The organism is Vreelandella zhaodongensis (assembly GCF_013415115.1).
In the GTDB taxonomy this organism is placed as follows: Bacteria; Pseudomonadota; Gammaproteobacteria; order Pseudomonadales; family Halomonadaceae; genus Vreelandella; species Vreelandella zhaodongensis.
This window is the reverse complement of sequence record NZ_JACCDD010000002.1, coordinates 390,985-412,489: the sequence shown is the minus strand read 5'-3', so window position 1 is coordinate 412,489 and position 21,505 is coordinate 390,985. Positions and strand designations below refer to the sequence as shown.

General features: G+C 54.7%; 20 protein-coding genes and 1 tRNA gene. 17 read left to right on the top strand and 4 right to left on the bottom strand.

From position 1 onward, the window contains the following. Positions 1 to 125 precede the first annotated feature (125 nt). From urtB to HZS79_RS05165, 9 genes are all read left to right on the top strand, one after another. On the top strand, positions 126 to 1,739 hold the full coding sequence (urtB, locus tag HZS79_RS05205; protein WP_179927248.1) for an urea ABC transporter permease subunit UrtB: 1,614 nt from the start codon (positions 126 to 128) through the stop codon (positions 1,737 to 1,739). A gap of 3 nt (positions 1,740 to 1,742) precedes the next feature. Further along, positions 1,743 to 2,891, top strand: a complete 1,149-nt coding sequence (gene urtC / locus HZS79_RS05200) for an urea ABC transporter permease subunit UrtC (RefSeq protein WP_179927247.1) — start codon at positions 1,743 to 1,745, stop codon at positions 2,889 to 2,891. After that, positions 2,888 to 3,724 (top strand): urea ABC transporter ATP-binding protein UrtD, encoded by an 837-nt coding sequence (gene urtD / locus HZS79_RS05195; protein ID WP_162216902.1) that lies wholly within the window; start codon positions 2,888 to 2,890, stop codon positions 3,722 to 3,724. Before urtC ends, urtD begins: the two co-directional genes overlap by 4 nt. Then, complete coding sequence (gene urtE, locus HZS79_RS05190) at positions 3,724 to 4,431, top strand: urea ABC transporter ATP-binding subunit UrtE (protein WP_162216903.1); 708 nt, start codon at positions 3,724 to 3,726, stop codon at positions 4,429 to 4,431. Before urtD ends, urtE begins: the two co-directional genes overlap by 1 nt. Positions 4,432 to 4,613: 182 nt before the next feature. Beyond that, complete coding sequence (locus HZS79_RS05185) at positions 4,614 to 5,981, top strand: diguanylate cyclase (RefSeq protein ID WP_162216904.1); 1,368 nt, start codon at positions 4,614 to 4,616, stop codon at positions 5,979 to 5,981. 180 nt (positions 5,982 to 6,161) lie between these two features. Then, the gene (locus HZS79_RS05180; RefSeq protein WP_179927246.1) at positions 6,162 to 7,046 is read left to right on the top strand and encodes an urease accessory protein UreD; all 885 of its coding nucleotides are present in this window, start codon (positions 6,162 to 6,164) and stop codon (positions 7,044 to 7,046) included. 97 nt (positions 7,047 to 7,143) lie between these two features. Then, positions 7,144 to 7,425 carry a DUF3649 domain-containing protein gene (locus tag HZS79_RS05175; protein ID WP_179927245.1) on the top strand — a complete coding sequence of 94 codons (282 nt, stop codon included), beginning with the start codon at positions 7,144 to 7,146 and terminating at the stop codon, positions 7,423 to 7,425. A gap of 19 nt (positions 7,426 to 7,444) precedes the next feature. Further along, on the top strand, positions 7,445 to 8,959 hold the full coding sequence (locus HZS79_RS05170) for a PepSY-associated TM helix domain-containing protein (protein WP_179927244.1): 1,515 nt from the start codon (positions 7,445 to 7,447) through the stop codon (positions 8,957 to 8,959). Further along, positions 8,956 to 9,231 carry a DUF3325 family protein gene (locus HZS79_RS05165; RefSeq protein ID WP_162216908.1) on the top strand — a complete coding sequence of 92 codons (276 nt, stop codon included), beginning with the start codon at positions 8,956 to 8,958 and terminating at the stop codon, positions 9,229 to 9,231. Before HZS79_RS05170 ends, HZS79_RS05165 begins: the two co-directional genes overlap by 4 nt. 71 nt (positions 9,232 to 9,302) lie before the next feature. Here the strand turns inward: HZS79_RS05165 and fauA are convergent, their stop codons facing one another. Beyond that, complete coding sequence (fauA, locus tag HZS79_RS05160; protein WP_179927243.1) at positions 9,303 to 11,447, bottom strand: TonB-dependent alcaligin siderophore receptor FauA; 2,145 nt, start codon at positions 11,445 to 11,447, stop codon at positions 9,303 to 9,305. 395 nt (positions 11,448 to 11,842) lie between these two features. Here fauA and HZS79_RS05155 point away from each other — a divergent pair, with 395 nt between their 5' ends. From HZS79_RS05155 to HZS79_RS05125, 7 genes are all read left to right on the top strand, one after another. Then, a complete protein-coding gene (locus tag HZS79_RS05155; protein ID WP_009723133.1) occupies positions 11,843 to 12,145 on the top strand; it encodes an urease subunit gamma in 303 nt (100 codons plus the stop codon). A gap of 38 nt (positions 12,146 to 12,183) precedes the next feature. Beyond that, a complete protein-coding gene (locus HZS79_RS05150) occupies positions 12,184 to 12,504 on the top strand; it encodes an urease subunit beta (RefSeq protein WP_162217189.1) in 321 nt (106 codons plus the stop codon). Continuing rightward, a complete protein-coding gene (ureC, locus tag HZS79_RS05145; RefSeq protein WP_179927242.1) occupies positions 12,501 to 14,216 on the top strand; it encodes an urease subunit alpha in 1,716 nt (571 codons plus the stop codon). The genes HZS79_RS05150 and ureC overlap by 4 nt, the downstream gene beginning before the upstream one ends. 13 nt (positions 14,217 to 14,229) lie before the next feature. After that, entirely contained in the window at positions 14,230 to 14,754 is a 525-nt protein-coding gene (ureE, locus tag HZS79_RS05140; protein ID WP_179927241.1) for an urease accessory protein UreE, read from the top strand. Continuing rightward, on the top strand, positions 14,744 to 15,466 hold the full coding sequence (locus HZS79_RS05135; protein ID WP_179927367.1) for an urease accessory protein UreF: 723 nt from the start codon (positions 14,744 to 14,746) through the stop codon (positions 15,464 to 15,466). The genes ureE and HZS79_RS05135 overlap by 11 nt, the downstream gene beginning before the upstream one ends. A 40-nt stretch (positions 15,467 to 15,506) precedes the next feature. Further along, positions 15,507 to 16,139, top strand: a complete 633-nt coding sequence (gene ureG, locus HZS79_RS05130) for an urease accessory protein UreG (RefSeq protein ID WP_179927240.1) — start codon at positions 15,507 to 15,509, stop codon at positions 16,137 to 16,139. 299 nt (positions 16,140 to 16,438) lie between these two features. Then, positions 16,439 to 18,238, top strand: a complete 1,800-nt coding sequence (locus tag HZS79_RS05125) for a methyl-accepting chemotaxis protein (RefSeq protein WP_218927937.1) — start codon at positions 16,439 to 16,441, stop codon at positions 18,236 to 18,238. A gap of 158 nt (positions 18,239 to 18,396) precedes the next feature. Here HZS79_RS05125 and HZS79_RS05120 read toward each other — a convergent pair whose 3' ends face one another. From HZS79_RS05120 to HZS79_RS05110, 3 genes are read right to left on the bottom strand one after another with little or no spacing between them, the layout of a single operon-like run. Then, positions 18,397 to 19,659, bottom strand: coding sequence for a TRAP transporter large permease (locus tag HZS79_RS05120; RefSeq protein WP_162216914.1), 1,263 nt, complete (start codon positions 19,657 to 19,659; stop codon positions 18,397 to 18,399). Next, positions 19,656 to 20,180 (bottom strand): TRAP transporter small permease, encoded by a 525-nt coding sequence (locus HZS79_RS05115; RefSeq protein WP_179927365.1) that lies wholly within the window; start codon positions 20,178 to 20,180, stop codon positions 19,656 to 19,658. Before HZS79_RS05115 ends, HZS79_RS05120 begins: the two co-directional genes overlap by 4 nt. Then, positions 20,180 to 21,178 (bottom strand): TRAP transporter substrate-binding protein, encoded by a 999-nt coding sequence (locus tag HZS79_RS05110; protein ID WP_179927239.1) that lies wholly within the window; start codon positions 21,176 to 21,178, stop codon positions 20,180 to 20,182. Before HZS79_RS05110 ends, HZS79_RS05115 begins: the two co-directional genes overlap by 1 nt. A 143-nt stretch (positions 21,179 to 21,321) precedes the next feature. On the opposite strand from HZS79_RS05110, the gene HZS79_RS05105 reads away from it, so the two are divergent. After that, a tRNA-Arg gene (locus HZS79_RS05105) sits at positions 21,322 to 21,398 on the top strand. Positions 21,399 to 21,505 lie beyond the last annotated feature (107 nt).

The following is a 21,505-nucleotide window of genomic DNA, read 5'->3' as shown; positions in this document are numbered from 1 at the left end:
GCCATCCATGGCGGTCAGATGGCGAAAGTAGCGCCCATGGATGGGCTCACAGCGCCCTCGCGGAAACTTGTTCTTGGCACCGTTATATTCAGTTCCCCCTTTTTGTTAACCAAAGGAAGAACCCCATGAGGCGTTTCCTTTCCTTAGGGTTGCTGTGCCTGCTGTTGTTCAGCGTCACAGTCACCGCTCAGGCACAAACAAGCGCCACCGTTGAGGCTGATGACGCAGCGGCGCTTGAGCTACTAGAAGCGCTGGACGTGCGTTCCTATCCTGCCAAAGGCGAAGCAATTATCGCTATTTTGCAAAGCGATGATGAGCGCGCTCGCGACTGGTTGCAGTCATTGTTAGATGGTCGCTTACAGCGCACTGACGATGGCCGCTTCGTGGTGGTGCTCGAAAACCGAGGCCGCGATTGGCCAGTTGCTGATGCCTTAACCGGCGAGCCACTTGGCGACATGTCTCGGCGTGATTTAGACCGTATCGGTATCAACAATGCCCTGCGTAATCAGTTGCGTAGCGCTATTGCTGTGGTGGATCTCTATTCACCAGACGTAGAGCGCCGTCGCACCTCGGCTACCCGGCTATTGGGTGAGGTCGACGAAGAGCTGGCCGCACCGCTCAGTGAACTGATCGCTGAGGAAGAAGATGCTCAGGTAAAGCGCAGGCTGACCCAAGCGTTGGCTATTTACCAAGTGGAAAGCGGCGAGCTGGAAGGGGTGGAAACACTGCGAGGCAGTTTGCACCCACGTGTTCGGGTAGCGCTTAACCGAGCCGCTAATGGCGATGACCCGATTATCGCCGATGCCGCCAATGAAGCGCTGATCAGCATTGAGCAAAATCTAAAAATAAACCGTGGTCTGGAAACGCTCTACTTCGGCTTAAGCCTGGGTTCGGTGCTAGTGCTCGCGGCAATTGGGTTAGCGATCACCTTTGGCGTCATGGGCGTAATTAATATGGCTCACGGCGAGCTGATCATGTTGGGCGCTTATACCACCTGGGCAATGCAGCAGTTATTGCCCGGACAACCAGGTTTGGCGTTGATCCTGTCGATTCCAGCAGGCTTTATGGTTGCAGCGCTGGCGGGGGTTGCCATCGAACGTAGTGTGATTCAGTTCCTCAAAGGCCGCCCGCTGGAGACCCTATTAGCAACCTTTGGTATCAGTTTGATTCTTCAACAGCTGGTTCGCACTGGTATTTCGCCGCTTAACCGCACGGTCATTACCCCTGAGTGGATGAGCGGTTCATTGGTGGTCAATGATGCACTATCGCTAACGCTCAACCGTATGTATGTACTGGGTTTTGCGCTGGTGGTGTTTGCAGGCCTGATGCTGATTATGCGCCGCACGCGACTTGGGCTGGAAGTGCGTGCCGTGACTCAAAACCGCGCTATGGCACGCTCCATGGGTATCCGCGCAACGCGGGTCGATATTATGACCTTTGCATTGGGTTCCGGCGTGGCAGGCTTAGCGGGCGTTGCGTTGTCGCAGCTTACCAACGTCGGCCCCAACCTTGGGCAGAACTACATCATCGACTCTTTCATGGTGGTGGTGTTCGGCGGCGTAGGCAATCTTTGGGGAACGCTGGTCGCTGGTCTATCGCTTGGGGTCATCAATCAGGTGCTGGAACCCTGGGCGGGTGCGGTGTTGGCCAAAATCATCGTGCTGGTGTTTATCATTCTATTCATTCAAAAACGCCCGCGTGGACTCTTCCCGCAGAAGGGCCGGGCTGCGGAGGGCTAAGCGATGTCATTGACGACAGAATCATCGACAAATTTTTGGCTAACACGCCCGTTCAGCGAACGCTCAACGCAGATCTTTCTCTCTGTGCTGTTAGCTGCATTGGCACTGGTAACAATCTTGCACGTGGCGGTGCCGCCGGATAACCCGCTGCATGTGGGGGCATACACCGTTAACTTGTTCGGTAAGTATTTAAGTTATGCGCTGCTAGCTGTTGCCGTGGACTTGGTGTGGGGTTATCTCGGTATTTTAAGCTTGGGGCATGGGGCGTTTTTTGCCATCGGCGGTTATGCCATGGGCATGTACTTGATGCGCCAAATTGGTGAACGCGGCACCTACGGCCACCCAGTATTGCCGGACTTTATGGTGTTTTTAAACTGGGACAGCCTGCCCTGGTACTGGCTTGGCTTTGATATGGCCTGGTTTGCCTTTGCGATGGTGCTGATAGCGCCAGGGTTATTAGCACTAGTGTTCGGGTTCCTGGCCTTTCGGTCGCGGGTAACCGGCGTCTATTTGTCGATTATTACCCAAGCATTAACCTTTGCCCTGATGTTGGCGTTTTTCCGCAACGAGATGGGCTTTGGTGGCAACAACGGCTTAACCGATTTCCGCGAACTGCTGGGCTACAACCTGCGCAGTAACGACACCCGCTTAGGGCTGTTTATTGCCACCGGCGTTGCGCTGGCGCTGGGCTACATCCTGTGCCGCGCGATTGTCACCAGCAAGCTAGGCCGAGTGTGCGTGGCAACCCGGGATGCCGAGGCGCGCACGCGTTTTATTGGCTACCGAGTCGAACGCTTCCAGCTGTTTGTGTTCGTGGTTTCCGCCATGCTGGCAGGCTTAGCTGGTGCGCTTTATGTGCCTCAGGTGGGCATTATCAATCCTAGCGAATTCTCGCCAATTTTCTCGATTGAAATCGTGCTGTGGGTAGCGCTGGGTGGTCGCGCCACGCTATATGGCGCGGTTATCGGGGCGATTCTGGTCAACTACGCTAAAACAATTTTCACCGGTGTAATGCCCGATGCATGGCTGTTTGCCCTGGGCGCGATGTTTGTCCTTGTTACTGTGTTTCTGCCGAAGGGCGTGGCAGGGTTATTTCGCTATCTCAAACGCAAAACCCGTGACGACCATCCGCCCAAGGAGGCAACCGCATGAGCTTATTGCAATCGCTAACCACGCGGGATCGGGTGTTTGATTTTATGGCGCCTCAGGCGTCGCCGGTGGATGTGCGCCATGGCCCGATTCTGTATATGGAAGATGTCTCAGTGAGCTTCGATGGCTTCAAGGCGATCAATAACTTGAACCTGACCATTGATGACGGCGAGCTACGCTGCATTATCGGCCCCAACGGGGCCGGTAAAACGACCATGATGGACATCATTACCGGCAAAACGCGCCCCAATGAAGGCAGCGTGTGGTTTGGCAGCCGCCATAATCTGCTGCAAATGAATGAACCGGATATCGCTAGCTTGGGGATTGGCCGTAAGTTCCAAAAGCCCACGGTATTTGAAGCGCTTAGCGTGTTCGAAAACCTGGAGCTGGCGATGGCGGCGGACAAGCGAATTTTTCCCACGCTAACCGCTCGTATGACCGGTGAAATTAAAGACCGCATCGATGAAGTGCTAGGAACCATTGGCCTGATCGAGCTGCGTTTCCAACCGGCAGGTATTCTCTCCCACGGCCAAAAGCAGTGGCTGGAAATTGGCATGCTGTTAATGCAGCGCCCGCGATTGTTGCTGGTAGATGAACCCGTTGCCGGGATGACAGAACAAGAGATGGAGCGCACCGCAGAGTTGCTGACGGGACTGGCGGGTAAGCAGTCGGTTGTTGTGGTAGAGCACGACATGGGCTTTGTACGTTCCATTGCGCGTAAAGTGACCGTGCTTCACCAAGGCAGCGTGCTGGCAGAAGGCAGTATGGATCAGGTCGCCAGTGATCCCAGCGTGGTCGAGGTGTATCTGGGTGCGGATGACGAGGAGGCCGCCTGATGCTGGCAATCGAACAACTCAACCAGTTCTACGGGGAAAGTCACACCTTGTGGGATTTAAATCTCGACGTGCCTGCAGGCCAATGTACCTGCGTGATGGGCCGTAACGGGGTGGGTAAAACCACCTTAATGAAGGCCATCATGGGTGAAGTGGCGGTGACAAGTGGCCAACTGCGCTACCAGGGCGCTGGCGGCGAGATTGAGCTGACCAAAAAAGCCGTGGAAGCGCGCTCTCGTTTGGGAATTGGTTTTGTCCCCCAGGGGCGGCAGATTTTTCCGCTGCTTACGGTGGAAGAGAATCTACGCACCGGCTTGGCAGCGCGCAGCGATGGGCTGAAAAAAATCCCCGAGCGCATCTATGAGCTGTTCCCTGTTTTAAAAGAGATGAGGCATCGCCGTGGTGGTGACTTATCCGGCGGGCAGCAACAGCAGCTAGCCATTGGCCGCGCGCTGGTGATAGAACCCAAACTGCTGATTTTGGATGAGCCAGGGGAGGGTATTCAGCCCAACATTGTGGCACAAATCGGTCAGGTGATTCGCCAACTGATCAAAGAGGATGGTCTGACGGTATTACTGGTGGAGCAGAAGCTGCCCTTTGCCCGTAAATACGCTGACCGCTTCGTGATTATGGATCGCGGCCGTCCGGTCGCCAAAGGCGATATCGCCGCGCTTTCCAATGAACTAATTAAGCAACATTTGACCGTCTAAGTTATCCACAGCCAGTTTCACTGGCACCCGCCACTGTCTTATTCACAGCGTTGTCTGATTCACAATCGTGCCCCACTCAAGGCAATGGCGGGCTTATGATGAAAAACCTGAGCTGAGTACGCATTGGCACTATTATTTTGCGTGTAAGATGATGCGTCTTCTTAATAATAATTGGGTGCGCAATGCGCTATAAAGATAAACATCAGCTCGCCGCCGAATGGCAAGTGCTTTTAGAGCGCACGCCAATATTGCTGCGCCAAGCAGTGGAAACGTTGGTAGAGCTCCACTGTGACCGCTTTGCGGATCATTTTTATGGGGTAATGCTGGAAGATCCCCATGCGTCGCTTTTTCTCTCCAATGACCAAGTGCGGGAGCGTTTAAACCCGTCTATGCGGCGGTGGCTGAAAGCAATGTTTGCCGTTGAACAGGTCGATTTTTACGGCTTGGTAGAACAGCAGGAGAAAGTAGGCCATGTGCATGCCCGCGTCGATATTCCCATTAATTTGGTGCTAAACGGGGCAAGGCAGTTAAAACAGGCATTTTATCAACAAATTAACGCTACGTTTGCCACGCCTCTATCGCCAGGTGATGCATCCGTCTACATCTCAGATCATATTGATATGGCCATGGAAATCATGAGCCACGCCTACTCAGTCGCCAATGACCGCAATGCACGCACCGAAGAAGCGTACAAGCTATTTGCTCTTACCCAGAATATTGGGGACGAACGCGAGCGTCAGCGCTCTGCGTTATTGAACTGGGAAAATGAGCTGATGTTTGCCGTTGCTGCGCAGCAGGAAACGGCGACGCTGCCCAAGCTTTCCAAATCGGAGTTTGGCTTGTGGTATTTTCACAAAGCCTGCCATGCCTTTGAAGGCTCGCCAGAAATCAACACGATTTCGCGCCATATTCGCCAAGTGGATCAAGAGTGGCTTGTTGCACTGGGGCTAGATGACATGACCCAACGGCTTAATGCCCTGAGTGATATTCGCGATGCAGCGCGCACCATTTTAATGCTACTGGACGACGTGCTGGAGCGTGCCTCGGGACTAGAAGCAGGGCGCGATAGCCTGACTCGCCTGTTGAATCGCAAGTTTCTTCCCGTGGTGCTGAGCCGGGAAATTGAAATTGGCCGCCATTCAGAAAAACGCTTTGCCCTGCTGATGGTGGATATAGACCACTTCAAGGCGATTAACGATACCCACGGCCATGATGCTGGCGACAATGTGCTGCAGCAGGTGGCCAGTATCCTCGATCGTTCCACCCGTGGTGGTGATTATGTATTCCGTATGGGTGGCGAAGAGTTTTTGATTGTGTTGGTCGACACTGATCAAGATGGCAGCCGACTATTTGCCGAGCGCCTACGCCGTGCAGTGGCCAAAGAACCCATGCTGGCCGCCGCCGATACGCTGCTTAACGTAACCGTCAGTGTGGGTGTAACGCTTCACGACGGCCACCCTGATTATCAGCGTTCAATGCAGCTCGCTGATCAAGCCCTTTACCAAGCGAAACGTAGTGGGCGTGACCGAGTGGTCGTACAAAACGCATAAATGTGCGATTGCGGTGCAGGCTGTCTTGGCTTTGACTTTTGTGGTGCAGAAAGGGCGGGGTGAGACTGTCTTTTTCCACCTCTCGCGGCTGTTGAAGCGGAGTGTCAGCCTTTTTCACCATTTTGGCGCATTCCTTGCATTTCAAGTTGAAATGTTGATTAACAGGAAGCAAACGCTCCCATGATTCTGTGCGAACTCGCGACACCTGCCGCTGGCTCGGGTCACCGCTTTGACGAAGAGCGCCATTGGGCGGCATCGCTGGCGCTTCGCTTTGCCAACCGCGATGGCACAACACGGCTGATACAAGCGCGTCACCAGGGGCCGCTGAGAGTGCAGCGCCCGTTTTACCCTGAAGGCAGCACAGAAGCCTGCCATGTGTACGTGTTGCACCCGCCCGGCGGCTTGGTCAGCGGGGATGCACTAACGATTAGCGCCCACATCGAGCGTGGTGCCCACGCGCTGCTCACCACACCTGCGGCCAACAAGCTTTATAAAGCTGACAGCCAGGGCGTCGCTTGGAACCAAAATACCGAACTTAACGTGGAAGATGGCGGCATCCTTGAATGGTTGCCCCAGGAAACCATTGCCTTTGACGGCTCTAAGGGCACCCAGCGAACGCATATTGCGCTGAATGGCAATGCCCGCTGCCTGGGCTGGGAAATCATGGCGCTGGGCCGCCCAGCAAGTGAGCTACCCTATGTATCAGGCCGTATTGAGCAGCACTTTCGTTTAACCCTGGATGGCAAGCCGCTGTGGCTTGAACGCCAACCGTTAGACCCAGCACATCCGCGTTTTAACGGGCGCTGGGGACAGGGGGGCGCCACAGTGCAAGCCACTTTGTGGGTGGTTGGTTTAGAAGATGCCGGTGCGGCGGTTGATGAGCTACGCGAAGCGCTGCCGGACAACCCTCGCTGGGCAGTTACCGTACGCCATGGCGTTCTGCTGCTGCGCTACCTTGGAAACTCCCGTAATGAAGCCTGGGCGCTGTGTGAACAGGCCTGGCACCTATTACGCCCGCGCTGGATCTCACGTGCCGCCCACACACCGCGCATTTGGTTAACCTAAACGTTGTGCAGCAGGTGCTAAATAAGTTACTTACACTAATGCAAATGAAAAGCTTTTGCATTAAAGTGGTGATTTATGGCTCGCACCGAGATGCGCAATGTTGTCCAACGTTTCACTCCCCTCTTATTGGGTGCTTTTCTTCCGCATCCTGGCCGCGACGCTTGGCGGCTATATAGTCGCTGCACTGTTCTCGGTAGCCGCGCTTAGCTTACCGCTAGATATTATGATGTCTCTGCGTATCGGAATGATGGGGAGCTTCATTATTTGGGCGGGCGTGGCTACCTGGTCGTTTATCACGCCGAGCCTAGTACGCCTTTGGGGCGCTATTGGTCTCGCTGCTTGCGGCCTACTGTTGGTAGTTAGCTATGGCATCCACTAAGCACAGCGTGAGGCGTAACATGGCTCAGCTGCACACATGGTGTGGCTTGTTAGCCGCTTGGCTGCTGTTTGCCGTTTTTCTGACGGGAACACTGAGTTACTTCAAAGAGAGCATCTCGTTTTGGATGCAGCCCGAACTACCGAGTGTCGCCGCGAACGCTGAGTGGGAGAACCGACGTCTGGCTGATTACTGGCAGCACTATCTTGCTGAACATGCCTCATCAGCGAGAAGCTGGCAGATTACCTTTCCTAATGAGCGCATGTCGGTCTCGACAGCCGTTTGGTTTGGGGCGGATGGGAGAGAGCAGGTGGTGCTGGACCCAACCACCCTGGCGTTGGTAACCCCGCGTGAAACGCGTGGGGGGGATTTTTTCTACCGATTCCATTTTCAATTGCATCACCTCCCCGCCGTCTATGGCCGCTGGATCATTGGTATCGCCACCATGATGATGTTCGTGGCAATCATCAGCGGCGTGATAACCCATAAAAAAATTCTGCGCGATTTTTTTGCTTTCCGACCCCAGAAGGGCGCCCGTAGCTGGCTAGATGCTCACAATGCATTTTCTGTCTTAACGCTGCCTTTTCAGCTAATGATTACCTATACCGGCTTGATAACGCTCATGTCACTCTATATGCCTTGGGGAGTAGAACGCGCATTTCCCGATGCTGATGAACGTCGCCAAGCGATCAGTGAACTGCATGCCTTTCCCCTCTCTGACTCAGCCACAGGGCAGCCCGCAGCGTTACACGCCCTTGGCGAGCTGGTCAGCGATGCCGAAAGATATTGGCAGAAGCCGGTGCAGTCCGTGAGGGTCAGTCATCCCGGTGATGCAGGTGCGCGTGTCGTGGTATGGCAGAGTGCCCACGAGGCGTTATCGGCACACCGCCCACAACGCATCTATGAGGCAAGTTTGGGCGCGTTGTTAGCAGAGACTCAGTCGCAACGTGTTGATGAACAAGCACACGGCGTTATGGTGGGGTTGCATGCAGGACGTTTTGCCGACTGGGGTATGCGCTGGATCTATTTTGCGTTGGGCGCTGCTGGGTGTGGCATGGTGGCAACCGGGCTATTGCTATGGACGTCAAAGCGTAAGTACAAGAAGGGCAGTGTGGTGGGGATATGGTGTGTCGAGCGGCTTAACATAGCGACGCTGGTCGGCATGCCGATTGCAGTATTGGCCTTTTTCGTCAGCAACCGACTTTTACCGGTGGCGCTTAGTGGGCGTGCTCAATGGGAAATCCACATTTTCTTTGCCGCCTGGCTGCTCGCGTTGCTACATGCGGTCTTAAGGCGCTCTGCCTCACAGGCGTGGCGGGAACAGCTAACGCTGACCGTTATCTTGTTGCTTTGCCTGCCGCTACTGAATGTTTTAACCCCCTCCTACAGCGTTCTAGATGACCTAGCTGCAAGTAATTGGCAGCGCGTTAGCGTTGACCTGATGTGCTTAGTCGGCGCGCTGATCATCGGATGGCAGATGAGACGAGCCGCTAAAAAAGCGCTTTCCCGTGTGCAGCCCATTCAGGTGGCATCATGATGCTCATCACGATTCTGGCACTCTGTACGCTGGGTTTTGCGTTAATTGCGCTATCGGATAGCCGCCATCGCCGCCGTTGCGGCTTTAAGTCTGTTCAGCAAAAACCTTGGTCCTGGGTGGGAAGCGCGGTACTAGGTGGGCCGCTTTGGTTGGCAATGGAAACCTGGAGCACAGGGCTTGCAATAACACTGTGGCTAGGCTGCCTAAGTATCTCGGCAGGGTGTGTATTTGTTGGTCTGGCGGTGATTGAGCGTCACCGCCAGTGGCAGTAGTCAACCCAGCGCTTGCAAGCGCCGATACGTGCTTAATCTGCGCATCCCCAAGGGCAAATAGCTTCGATCACTCACCAATCCCAGTTGATGGACATAACGGCGCTACGAGGTTCGCCAATCCAGTATTGGCTGTAGAAACCAATTTGCTCGTAGTAGTCCTTATCAAACACATTATTGATGTTCAATTGCGCGCTTAATTGATCGTTGAAGCGATAGCGTGCCATCAGATCAGCAACGGCGTAAGCGTCTTGCCCAACCTTCACCTGCCCATTGGGACTGGACGTGTTCCGCCAAATATCGCTTTGCCAGCGTGCCCCGCCTCCTAGTGTTAAGCCACTCCATGCGCCCGGCAGTTGGTAGGTGGTAAACAGTTTGATCTGTTGGCGTGGGTGAGAGGTATTGGTGCGCTTGCCGTCGGCATTTTCTGCATTGGCAAGCGTGTAGCTGGCACTCAGGTTCCAGCCAGTCGCCACTTCGCCAATCAACTCGACCTCTACGCCATTGACCTGGTTTCCATCGACACTACGGTGGGCTGACGTTCCAGGCTGGCCGATTACGTCAACGCCAGGAATAGCTTCAGCGACGTTGTTTTGATCCGTTCTAAACAGCGCAATGCTGCTATCTAGTTGGCCATTCAGAAGGGTTGCCTTAGCGCCTAGCTCATAGCTACGACCCTGGATGGGATCGAGTAGAGAGCCATCCTCACGCCGGGCATTCTGAGACTGGAAAATCTCGGTATAACTCGCGTAAACAGACGCGTAGTCATTAATATCGTAAATAATGCCCGCATAAGGCGTTAATTCATTGCTGTACCGGTATTGCCGCTCAGTTCCATAGTAGGTCTGATCCAGTTCCCAATCGCTCAGGCGTACGCCTAAAATGAGATTAAGCGGGTCACTCAGCGAAAAGCGCGACACCATATAGCCACCACTTTGCGTTACCTGCATCTTATCCGAGCTATTGAACGCTCCCCACTGAGGCTTGGCCACCACACTGTCTCGCCAATTAAAGTAACTACCCGTGGAGGGCGGCGCACCAACAGGCGTGGCCAGTTTTATCTCAAAGTCATCCTTATTATGCATCCAGCCAATGCCCAGCTCATGTTGACGGCCGAATAAGCTGAAATCACCTTCGGCCGTAACGTTCACGGTTTGTTGAGTACGATTGCCGCGGTAATTCAAGAAGGAGCTGGACATACCGAGACCTGTCTCCCTGTCTGGGAAGCCGCCGCGATAGAGGTATTCCATACCGTAGTTGCCATCGTTATGGCTAACGGCGGCGCGTAACGTCCAGCCGTTATCCAGTTGGTGGCTAAGGTCAGCAAACACGCGGGTGGTCTCGTTATAAAACGTTGACCAGTGGGTGTTGTTCGATGCGCTGCGGTCAAAGTCCGTTCGGCTACCGTCAGCATAAAAGGCCGGGACACTGGCCCCTGCGCCGACCGTTTCGTTGTGCTGATATTCAACACCTGCTGTCAGTTGAGTAGCGGGTGTAAGTTCGCTGCTGATAACGCCATAAAGCGTCTCATGGCTATCTTCGAGATGAGAGATAAAGCTATCGCTCTGGCCTTTGGCCACGACAAAACGAGCGCCTGTCGTACCATCACTGCTTAACGGTACCGACACATCAGCAGTTGCACGACGACGATCCCAACGGCCGATGCCTGCGGAGACAGACGCGGCAGCCTCTGGTAGTGGTCGTTTGCGAATGAAGTTAACGCTTGCCGAGGGCTCGCCAGCGCCGGTCAACAAACCGGTTGCCCCCCGAACCACCTCAACTCGGTCATAAATCGCCGCATCCCAGTCGGTATCGCCAAAATTCCAAAAGTGGCTAAGCGGGATGTTTAGTCCGTCAAACTGGACGCTGCGTATTGAGAAACCACGCGCGGCATAGCTAATACGGTTGCTGTCAGCTCGGCTTGGCGAAATGCCAGGTACTTGGGCTAAAACATCTCCCCCTGTTTGTACAGCACGATCGTCGATTTGTTGGCGAGTAATAACACTCGTTGATTGAGGGGTCTCGCGTGGCGTCAATGAAAGCCCTACGGCACTTCGGCTAGCGGGAACTGTGTAGCGTTGTGTTCCTTCACTGTTGGAAGTGAGGCGCTCACCGGTCACTAACAAATTGTCTAATGTTTCGTCAGGAACGTCAGCGAAGGCAAGCAAGGGATAGGAAAGGATAAGGGCAGTGCATGTGAGTCGATATGAAAAAGGCATGGAGTGGTTTTCCAAAGAGGGTGTTGCCAAGATTTGGTTTTAGTAATGAGAATTATTCCACTTTGGATCCATAGGCAGTTATCCTTATCGCGCTAATTATTATGCGGAAACAGCAAGGGGATAGCGGTTGACGATGGTTGATCGCACTACTTTGGTGCGAATGAGGGGGTGATTAATTAGCTTGGTGCAATTTTAGCGCGACAAAGATAATTTCAGTTTTTTGTAAGATGTTGAATAATATTGGTTATTTTTCTTATTCACCATTTTGGTACGACGGTTGCGCTACATTGCTTCAAATAGGTGTGCTCGATTTTCGATAGTCTGGGAGCGTTGTTCCGAATCCTGCACCGTCGTTTCTGTTGAGCGCTCCCACTGATCAAGCCAATGGAGCCCCCATGGAACTGACCCCACGAGACAAAGATAAGCTGCTGCTGTTTTCTGCCGCCCAGCTTGCCGAGCGCCGCAAAGCTCGCGGCCTAAAACTTAACTATCCCGAAGCCGTGGCGCTGATCAGCTTTGAAATTATCGAAGGTGCCCGTGACGGCAGAAGCGTTGCCGATTTAATGAGCTACGGCCGTGAAATCCTTAGCCGTGATGACGTGATGGATGGCGTGGCGGAAATGGTTGATGAAGTGCAGGTAGAAGCCACCTTTCCGGACGGCACCAAACTCGTGACCGTTCACACGCCAATCAACTAGTCGTCAGCAACCAGGAGGCTGCCATGATTTCCGGCCCAATGATTCCAGGACAGTATCAGTTAAAAGACGGTGATATTGAGCTATGCGTGGGACGCGAGCGAATCACTGTAGAGGTGGCCAATACCGGCGACCGCCCCATTCAGATCGGCTCTCACTACCACTTCGCGGAAGCCAATCCCGCGTTGGTATTTGATCGCAGCAAATCCCGTGGCTTTCGCTTAGATGTGGCAGCGGGCACCGCGATTCGCTTTGAGCCTGGCCAGACCCGCGAGGTTACGCTAATTCCCTTCGTCGGTAAGCGCGAAATTTACGGCTTCCGTGGCGATGTGATGGGTGCGCTCGATGGAGATAAACAATGAAACCGGTTAACAAAATCAGCCGGCAAGCCTACGCCGATATGTATGGCCCCACGGTGGGCGACCGTGTGCGCCTGGGTGATACCGAGCTGTGGATTGAAGTGGAGCAAGACGCTACCCACTACGGCGATGAGGTGAAGTTCGGCGGTGGTAAGGTCATCCGCGACGGCATGGGGCAAAGCCAGCGTAACGACGCCTCGGTGATGGATACGGTGATTACCAACGCGCTGATTTTAGACTGGTGGGGCATTGTGAAAGCCGATGTCGGCCTGCAAAACGGTCGTATCGCGGCGATTGGCAAGGCAGGTAATCCCGATACCCAGCCGGATGTGGATATAGTGATTGGCCCCGGCACCGAAGTGATTGCCGGTGAAGGTAAAATCCTCACCGCTGGCGGCATCGACGCCCATATTCACTTTATTTGCCCCCAGCAGATTGAAGAAGCGCTGATGAGCGGCGTGACCACCATGCTGGGCGGTGGCACTGGCCCTGCAACGGGCTCTAATGCGACGACCTGCACACCTGGGGCGTGGCATATCGGCAAAATGCTGCAAGCGGTGGATGATATGCCGATGAATATTGGCCTGTTGGGCAAAGGCAATGCCAGCCTGCCGGAAGCGTTGGAAGCGCAGCTGGAAGCCGGTGCCATGGGGCTCAAGCTCCACGAAGACTGGGGCACCACACCTGCTTCCATTGATACCTGCCTCAGTGTGGCAGAAAAGTACGATGTGCAGATCGCGATCCACACCGACACACTCAACGAATCCGGCTTTGTGGAAGACACCCTGGCGGCGTTTAAAGAGCGTGGCATTCACACCTATCACACCGAAGGGGCAGGCGGCGGTCACGCGCCGGATATCCTGACCGCCTGCTCAAAAGAGTACGTGCTGCCGTCCTCCACTAATCCGACGCGGCCTTATACGGTTAACACCATCGACGAACACCTGGATATGTTGATGGTCTGCCACCACTTGGACCCCAGTATTCCCGAAGACGTGGCCTTTGCTGACTCACGTATTCGCCGTGAAACCATCGCTGCCGAAGATATTCTCCACGACCTGGGCGTGATCTCGATGATTGCCTCGGATTCCCAAGCCATGGGGCGCGTAGGCGAAGTGGTCTGCCGTACCTGGCAAACGGCCCATAAAATGAAAGTGCAGCGCGGTTTATTGCCTGAAGATGAAGCGTTGGGCGCTGATAACCTGCGCGCCAAGCGTTATATCGCCAAATACACCATTAATCCCGCCATTACCCACGGCATTGGCCATGAGGTAGGTTCCATCGAAGTTGGCAAGCTGGCCGACTTAGTGCTCTGGAAACCGGCGTTTTTTGGCGTTAAGCCCTCGCTGATTTTAAAAGGCGGCATGATTGCGGCGGCGCCCATGGGCGACCCCAATGCGTCGATTCCTACCCCTCAGCCGGTGCATTATCGCTTTATGTTTGGGGCGTTTGGAAAGGCCGCCAGCCAAACCCGGCTACACTTTGTTAGCCAAGCAGCCATTGATGCGGGAGTTAAAGAGCGCCTGGGTCTGCATAGCACGTTGTCGGCATGCAAGAACGTGCGCGGCGTGCGTAAAAAAGATATGAAGCTCAACGACGCCTGCCCAGAGCTCACCGTTGACCCACAAACCTATGAAGTGCGCTGCGATGGCGAGCTACTCACCTGCGAGCCCGCCACCGAACTGCCGCTAGCCCAGCGTTATCACTTGTTCTGATAAAGGAGCCCTTATGCTGAAACTGATAGAACGTTTAGGGCCGGTGGAAGAGCCCGCCGCCAGCGACACGCTGACACTGCCTTTTGAATTGCGCATTCGCGGGCGCCTAAAAGCCCAAAGCGATAGCGGCCGCGAGCTGGGACTGTTTCTAGACCGTGGCCCGGTGCTGCGCGATGGCGAAGGCTTAAAAGCTGAAAGTGGCGAAGTGGTGCGCATACGTGCCGCCATCGAGCCGGTGGTGACCGCGCGAGTTAGTGCTGGTTTGCCTCTAGCGCGGTTGGCGTACCATCTTGGCAACCGCCATGTACAGCTGGCGCTGGGCGAAGACGAAAAGGGCGACTGGGTGCGTTTTCCACCCGACCATGTGCTAGAAGAGCTGGCGGAACTACTGGGGGCTAAGCTTGAGCATCACAACGCCACCTTCGACCCTGAACCAGGCGCCTATAACCAAGTAGGTGGCGGCGGGCATTCTCATGGTCATGGGCACTCCCATGACCACGACCATTCACACGCGCATGAGCATCATCATGCCCACTGAGCATGCCGCACCAGAAAGCCATGATTTAGCCCTGCTAGGGCTAATGCAGCTGGTCAGCCCCGCGCTGCCCATCGGTGCCTTTGCGTTTTCCCAAGGGCTGGAAAGTGCCTTTGAGTTAGGCTGGGTAAGTGATGAACAAAGCCTTTCTGAGTGGCTTTCTGGCGTACTGGAAGATGGCCTAACCCGCTGTGAACTGCCGCTGATCGCGCGCTTGTACACTGCCTTTGAGCAGCAGGACAGCGATGCAATCGCCCTGTGGGATGAGTGGCTGGCAGCTACCCGAGAAACCGCTGAACTCGCCGCCGAAGACAGCCGCTTGGGCGCTTCACTTAAGCGCCTGCTGGGCAGCCTGGACTTATTACCCCGCCAGGATGAGCGAAGTGAAGGCTGTCTGACGCCTTTATTACCTACCCATGCAGGCTATGTGACGCTATTTAGCTATGCCGCCTACATGCGGGGCGTGCCCCCGCGCCAAGCGCTGTTAGGGTTTGGCTGGGCGTGGCTAGAAAATCAGCTGGCGGTAGCTTGCAAAGCACTGCCCCTGGGCCACACCGCCGCACAGCGGGTGATTGAACAGCTGCGCACGGAACTGGTGGCGGCCGTCGACCAGGCACTGTTGCTGGAAGATGATGATCTTGGCCCGGTACTGCCCGGCGTGGCGCTGGCAAGCGCTCTGCACGAAACACAATATTCACGCTTGTTTAGAAGTTAAACGTTTATCTATTCTAAATGCTTATTAGTAGGAGAGAACAATGACGCACTGTTTACGTGTAGGTGTGGGTGGCCCGGTGGGTTCCGGTAAAACCGCACTGCTCAAGCAGCTCTGTTCGGCACTACGGGATTACTATGATATCGCTGTCGTAACCAACGACATATACACTCGCGAAGACGCCGACTTTCTGCTCAAACACGATGCGCTACCTGCCGACCGCATCCTTGGGGTGGAAACCGGCGGCTGCCCGCATACCGCCATCCGCGAAGATGCCTCAATGAATCTGGCGGCCATCGACGAACTGCACGCCCGCCATCCAAAACTAGAGCTGGTACTGGTGGAGTCCGGTGGCGACAACTTATCGGCCACATTCAGCCCTGAGCTTTCCGATCTCACGCTGTACGTGATTGACGTTTCCGCAGGCGATAAGATCCCCCGTAAAGGCGGGCCAGGCATTACCAAGTCAGACCTGCTGATTATCAACAAGATTGATATTGCCGAGCAGGTACATGCCTCTCTTGAGGTGATGGAACGCGACTCGAAGAAAATGCGCGGCGAACGCCCTTTTGTGTTTACCAACCTCTACGATGGCGTTGGGCTTGAGGAGATCATCCGCTTTATTCTCGATAAAGGCATGCTGGAAGAGCGCCGACCCCAGGCAGAAACGGCATAAACGTTGCGAGTATCGCCCCCAATAAAAAACTGCCCTGCCCCAAAAGGGGGCAGAGCAGTCAAAAAGACGTGGCTAGCGGCTTGCTAAAACGGGCCGTCCCTGGCCACCACACCCCTACAGTGAACGGGGAGGCCGCAGATATCCTTAACGTAGGTTATGAAGCCTTATGTTTTGGCATTAATAGGCTGTTCATACAGTAAAAAGTACTCGAAATAGCTAAAGGTGGTACCGGTTAGGCCGATAGGAAATACATAAAACTACTAATAAATTCTTTCCTATGACCTACTGAGAAACGCTTAATGGCAACTCCACCTTCATCTTCGACGGCGACCTCGCAAAAACGAAGCCTTAGCCTACAAGCTAAAGTGCTGACGCTTGTCCTGCTACCGCTTTTCATCGTGACCGCAGGGCTAGTCGCGTTTAACGCCTATGAGCGCATTCAAAACACCCGCGATACGCTGGCGAATCAGCGTGAGGTGCTGATTGAAGAGCGCCGCAATGCAGTGCGCGACATTGTTCAAGTAGCGACGACCGCCATTTCCCCCATTTATGATCAGGCGGGTGCCAATGATGAGGAAGCCAAGCAGCAGGTAGCAGAGATAGTGCGCGCCATGCGCTTTGAAGGTGACAACTACGTTTTTATCTATGACTTTGATGGTAACAATATCGTGACGGCCCCCGCGCCAGAGCGTGAAGGTACCAACATGATAGACGTCAGAACTCCGGACGGTAACTATCTCATTCGCGATGTCATTCAGGTTGCCAAGAGTGGCGGCGGTTTTCATAGCTATTTATGGGAGTACCCAGGCACCAATGACATTGAGCCCAAGCACTCTTATATAGACCGACTAGAAAAATGGGACTGGATGATTGGAGCGGGTGTTTACGTCACGGATGTTGATGCTGTCGTTGCCGAACTTGAGGCGACCGCCAATGCGGATCTCCGCCAGTCCATCTTGTTCGCTATTTTGTTAGGTGCTGTCTTATTGGTGGCAGTGGCACTGCTCGCGTTTGGCTTTGTACGCCGCACTGTAGGGCCGATTAAACGCACCGCCAGCGCTATGCACGATATCGCTCAAGGCCGTGGTGACCTTACCCGCCGCTTAGCGGTAGAAAGCAATGACGAGGTTGGTAATTTGGCGGTTCAGTTCAACGCTTTTGTCGAGCGCATGCAGGAAACCCTGCGTGATGTGCGCCGAAGCACCATGAGTGTTTATCACTCAGCAGGGGAAATTTCCCATAGCTCCGAGGAACTGGCCACTCGCACTGAGCAGGCCGCCGCTAACCTGCAAGAAACCTCGGCTTCCATGGAAGAAATCACCTCGACCGTGAATCACAGTGCGGATAATGCCCAGCAGGCCAATCAGCTGGTGCAATCCACTGCTGAAGTGGCTCACCATGGTGAGGAAGCCATGGGGCAGGTCGAGCGGACGATGCACGATATTAACGACTCCGCGACGCGTATCAGCGAAATCATCACCATGATTGACGCCATCGCTTTCCAAACCAATATTCTGGCACTTAACGCCTCGGTGGAAGCCGCACGGGCGGGTGAACATGGCCGTGGCTTTGCAGTCGTCGCGCAAGAAGTACGCACACTGGCTAGCCGCTCTAGTAACGCGTCGAAAGAGATCCGCACGCTGATTGATAGCTCTGTTAAGCACACCCACACTGGTGCTGAGCTAGTGCGTAAGGCGGGCGCGACGATGCATGACATTGTGGAAAGTGTCTCCAAGGTGACCGATGTGATCGGTGAGATTACGGCTGGCGCCAAGGAACAAAGCAGCGGTATTGGCCAGATCAACACCGCCGTCGCGGAAATGGATACCATGACCCAGCAAAACGCTGCCATGGTGCAGGAGTCCACCACGGCTGCTGCCAACATGCGCCGTCATGCGGAGCACCTCAATGAGCTGATTAACACCTTTGTACTCGGCGATGATGAGCCACAAGCCTCGCCGACACGACAAGCACCAAGCCAGCCGCGTCACACACTGCCTTCTGGCGCGCCAAGTACGCCCCAGGAGCTCAAGCGCCCCGCGCTCTCTTCCAAGCAAGCCCCTGTTAAAGCAGGGAACGACGATTGGGAGGAGTTCTAAGCCTTACGCTGTACTCACTGCTGGCTGAAAATACACGTTGTTAAAAAGCCAGCAGTAGCAAATAGGTGAAGTAGAAAAAGGGGCTGCCACATGGCAAGCCCCTTGTTCATATCAACGCATTTCATATCAACGCATTTCAGCTCAGCGTTAACTGCTTGCTAACTACCCGACCAGCCCAGCAGGATCGGTACGTAAACCACCAATAGCAGCACGCCAATCAACCCTAACAGATACGGGATAATCGCCTGGGTGATGCGCTCCAGCGGTAGCTGAGTGACTGACGAAGCCACATAAAGGTTGATTGCCACTGGTGGGGTAATCATGCCAATCGAAAGCCCCACCACAATAATCAAACCAAAATGGATCGGGTCGATCCCCAACTGCAGTACCAGCGGCAGCAGCACCGGGGTAAGAATAATCAAAGCGCTAGCGGTTTCGATGAACACCCCCGTTAGCAGAATAACCGCCACTACCAGCAGCATAATCACGTAGGGGTTGGTGGAAAGCGACAGCACCGCCTGGGCAATCGCGCCGGGTACCTGCCAGCTTGAAAGCGTCCAGCTGAGTACTGCTGACATGGCTATCACCAGCATAATCACCGCGGTGGTCATCGCCGAGCGAATCAGCAGCTTATACACCTGGGGCAGAGTTAAATCCCGATACACAAACAGCGACACCAGCAGCGCGTAGTTGACCGCCACCACCGCCGCTTCCGACGGCGTGAAAATACCCGAAAAGATACCGCCCAAAATAATCACCGGCGTCATCAGCCCCCAGCTGGCCGCTTTTAGCGTGCGCCAAATGGTAGGCAGCGACAGCGGTGTGCCTTTAGGATACTGGCGCTTATAGGCCTGAGTGATGGCGATAGCCATCAGTCCCAGCCCCATCACCAGCCCCGGCAAAAAGCCGTTCAAAAACAGCTTCGATACCGACTGCTGAGCAATCACCGCGTAGATAATCATCGGCACCGAAGGGGGAATCACAACACCAATCGTGCCGCTGGCGGCAATTAAGCTCGCCGCAGAGGCAGGGTCGTAGCCTTTACGCTTAAGCTCTGGCACCAGGCTTGAACCCACCGCGGCAGTGGTGGCCGCACCAGAGCCGGAGATAGCCGCGAAGAACATGCCCGCCATCACCGAAACAATTGAAAGTCCGCCGCGCATAAAGCCGACTAACGAATCGGCAAAGCTCACCAACCGCTCGCTGACCTTACCCTGGGCCATTAAGTCACCGGCCAGAATAAACATCGGGATAGCGACCAGGGCAAACGAGTTAATGCCCTGGAACATCTGTTGGGTGACCACCATCAGTGGCACACCCGACTGGTACAGCGCATAAAGCGTGCTTGCCCCAATCGCAAACGCAATCGGCACGCCCAGCAGCATAAACAGGAAGAACAGCCCGAACAGCACCAGAGTCATAGTGGCTCCTCCGGCGCGGCGACCGTCGGCTCACCGTTCACCAGTACGTCAATCATATCCACTAAGGCGTACCACGCCATAATGGCCGCAGAAAGCGGTATAACCGCGTAAACGTAGGTCATCGATAGCCGCAGCGAGGCGGATTTCTGAAAGCTCTGCACCTGCATATAGCGGTAACCAATCACAATCAGCATGATCATAAACGCCAGCACCACGGCAAGTGCCGCTAAGCGCGCCAGTTTGCGCAAGGGCAGGGGAAGCGCATCCACCGCAAAGGTCACAGCGATATGCCGCCCGCGTTGGAAGGCCAGCGTGCTGGCTAAAAATGTAATCCACACCAACAGAAAGCGCGCGACCTCTTCTGTCCAGCTCACGGCGCTGAACAACACCCGCGACACAATCTGCAGCGTAATCACGCCAATCAATGCTGCCATGCCCGCAAACACCACGGGCTGGATGATGGCATCCAGCCCGCGCTCAATGCGTTGCAGCAGCGTCAAAAGAGGCTGTGCAAACGCCATCACTGATTCAGAGCCTCCTGAATACGTGGTAGGTAGTCACCGAACTGCTCGCCATACTTCTCGTATACAGGCGCCACCGCCGCTTGGAAGGCTTCGATATCCGGCGTTTCATTAATTTCCATACCGGCTTCGCGTAGCGCCGCCAACTGGTCGGCTTCCATATCCGCATTCATCTGACGCTCATGCTCGGCAGCTTCTTGGGCAGCTTCTTTAAGCACAGCCTGTGCGTGTTCTGGCAGCTGGTTCCAAACGGGCATGCCCATCACAAAAATCGCCGGTGCGTACGTATGGCGCGAAAGGGTCATATAGTTCTGGGTTTCATTCAGCTTGAACGAATGGATAACGTTCACCGGATTTTCCTGGCCATCGATGGTGCCCTGCTGCATGGCGGTCAGTGCTTCTGTCCACGCCATGGGAATAGCATTGGCGCCCAGCTCGCGGAAGGTATCGGTGTACACCGGGTTTTCCATCACACGAATGCGCAGGCCATCCAGGTCTTCCGGTGAATTCACCGCCCGCTCGCTGTTGGTTAGGTTGCGGAAGCCGCGCTCGGCGTAGGCCAAGCCTTTCAGGTTCACGTCAGACAGCTTATCCAGCAGCTCCTGGCCGATCGGGCCATCTAGCACGCCATAAGCGGCTTCTGGGGAAGGGAACAGGAACGGCAGTTCAAACACCGCCATCTCTTCCACAAAGTTGGCCACCGGTCCGTTGGTAATCACCCCCATCTCTACCGTACCGATCTGCATGCCCTCCAGCAGCGTGCGTTCGTCACCCAATGAAGCGTTGGGGTAGATATCCACGGTCACCGCGCCTTCAGTGCGCTCGGCAACCAGTTCTTGGAATTTAACCGCTGCAATATGGAAACCATCCTGCTCGTTAACCACGTGGGCCAAACGCAGGGTGACAGGGTCCATATCAGCAAAATCAGCGGCATTCGCGGCGCTTACCAGTGCCAGTGAAATGCCCAGTGCCAGCGTGTTACGTGCAAAAGTTTTCATTTTATTATGTTCCCAGTTTCACTAAGGATAGGAAGTGCTTTCAAAGCATGCACTAGAGAAACGAAAACGGTCAATCAAAGCGCCTGTAAAACCCCTGACTCGCTGGACACAGCGCGTCCACGCGGGTACGATACGCACCCAAAGCGCCCGTAGCTCAGTTGGATAGAGTGTCGGCCTCCGAAGCCGAAGGTCGTAGGTTCAATTCCTACCGGGCGCGCCAAAATGCATAAAAAAGGGTCTGCGAGAAATCGCAGACCCTTTTTTGTGCGCGCTAAGTTTATTCCTCTGGTGGACCCATGATAGCCAGATTGGGGAAGCCTTGATAAT

Coding starts and splice junctions, on each gene's coding strand:
- urtB (WP_179927248.1), top strand. CDS start 126: ATGAGGCGTTTCCTTTCCTTAGGGTTGCTGTGCCTGCTGTTGTTCAGC.
- HZS79_RS05150 (WP_162217189.1), top strand. CDS start 12,184: ATGATTCCAGGACAGTATCAGTTAAAAGACGGTGATATTGAGCTATGC.
- HZS79_RS05135 (WP_179927367.1), top strand. CDS start 14,744: ATGCCCACTGAGCATGCCGCACCAGAAAGCCATGATTTAGCCCTGCTA.
- HZS79_RS05110 (WP_179927239.1), bottom strand. CDS start 21,178: ATGAAAACTTTTGCACGTAACACGCTGGCACTGGGCATTTCACTGGCA.
- HZS79_RS05125 (WP_218927937.1), top strand. CDS start 16,439: ATGGCAACTCCACCTTCATCTTCGACGGCGACCTCGCAAAAACGAAGC.
- HZS79_RS05115 (WP_179927365.1), bottom strand. CDS start 20,180: ATGGCGTTTGCACAGCCTCTTTTGACGCTGCTGCAACGCATTGAGCGC.
- HZS79_RS05175 (WP_179927245.1), top strand. CDS start 7,144: ATGTTGTCCAACGTTTCACTCCCCTCTTATTGGGTGCTTTTCTTCCGC.
- ureC (WP_179927242.1), top strand. CDS start 12,501: ATGAAACCGGTTAACAAAATCAGCCGGCAAGCCTACGCCGATATGTAT.
- HZS79_RS05185 (WP_162216904.1), top strand. CDS start 4,614: ATGCGCTATAAAGATAAACATCAGCTCGCCGCCGAATGGCAAGTGCTT.
- ureE (WP_179927241.1), top strand. CDS start 14,230: ATGCTGAAACTGATAGAACGTTTAGGGCCGGTGGAAGAGCCCGCCGCC.
- urtD (WP_162216902.1), top strand. CDS start 2,888: ATGAGCTTATTGCAATCGCTAACCACGCGGGATCGGGTGTTTGATTTT.
- HZS79_RS05155 (WP_009723133.1), top strand. CDS start 11,843: ATGGAACTGACCCCACGAGACAAAGATAAGCTGCTGCTGTTTTCTGCC.
- HZS79_RS05180 (WP_179927246.1), top strand. CDS start 6,162: ATGATTCTGTGCGAACTCGCGACACCTGCCGCTGGCTCGGGTCACCGC.
- urtC (WP_179927247.1), top strand. CDS start 1,743: ATGTCATTGACGACAGAATCATCGACAAATTTTTGGCTAACACGCCCG.
- HZS79_RS05170 (WP_179927244.1), top strand. CDS start 7,445: ATGGCTCAGCTGCACACATGGTGTGGCTTGTTAGCCGCTTGGCTGCTG.
- fauA (WP_179927243.1), bottom strand. CDS start 11,447: ATGCCTTTTTCATATCGACTCACATGCACTGCCCTTATCCTTTCCTAT.
- HZS79_RS05120 (WP_162216914.1), bottom strand. CDS start 19,659: ATGACTCTGGTGCTGTTCGGGCTGTTCTTCCTGTTTATGCTGCTGGGC.
- ureG (WP_179927240.1), top strand. CDS start 15,507: ATGACGCACTGTTTACGTGTAGGTGTGGGTGGCCCGGTGGGTTCCGGT.
- urtE (WP_162216903.1), top strand. CDS start 3,724: ATGCTGGCAATCGAACAACTCAACCAGTTCTACGGGGAAAGTCACACC.
- HZS79_RS05165 (WP_162216908.1), top strand. CDS start 8,956: ATGATGCTCATCACGATTCTGGCACTCTGTACGCTGGGTTTTGCGTTA.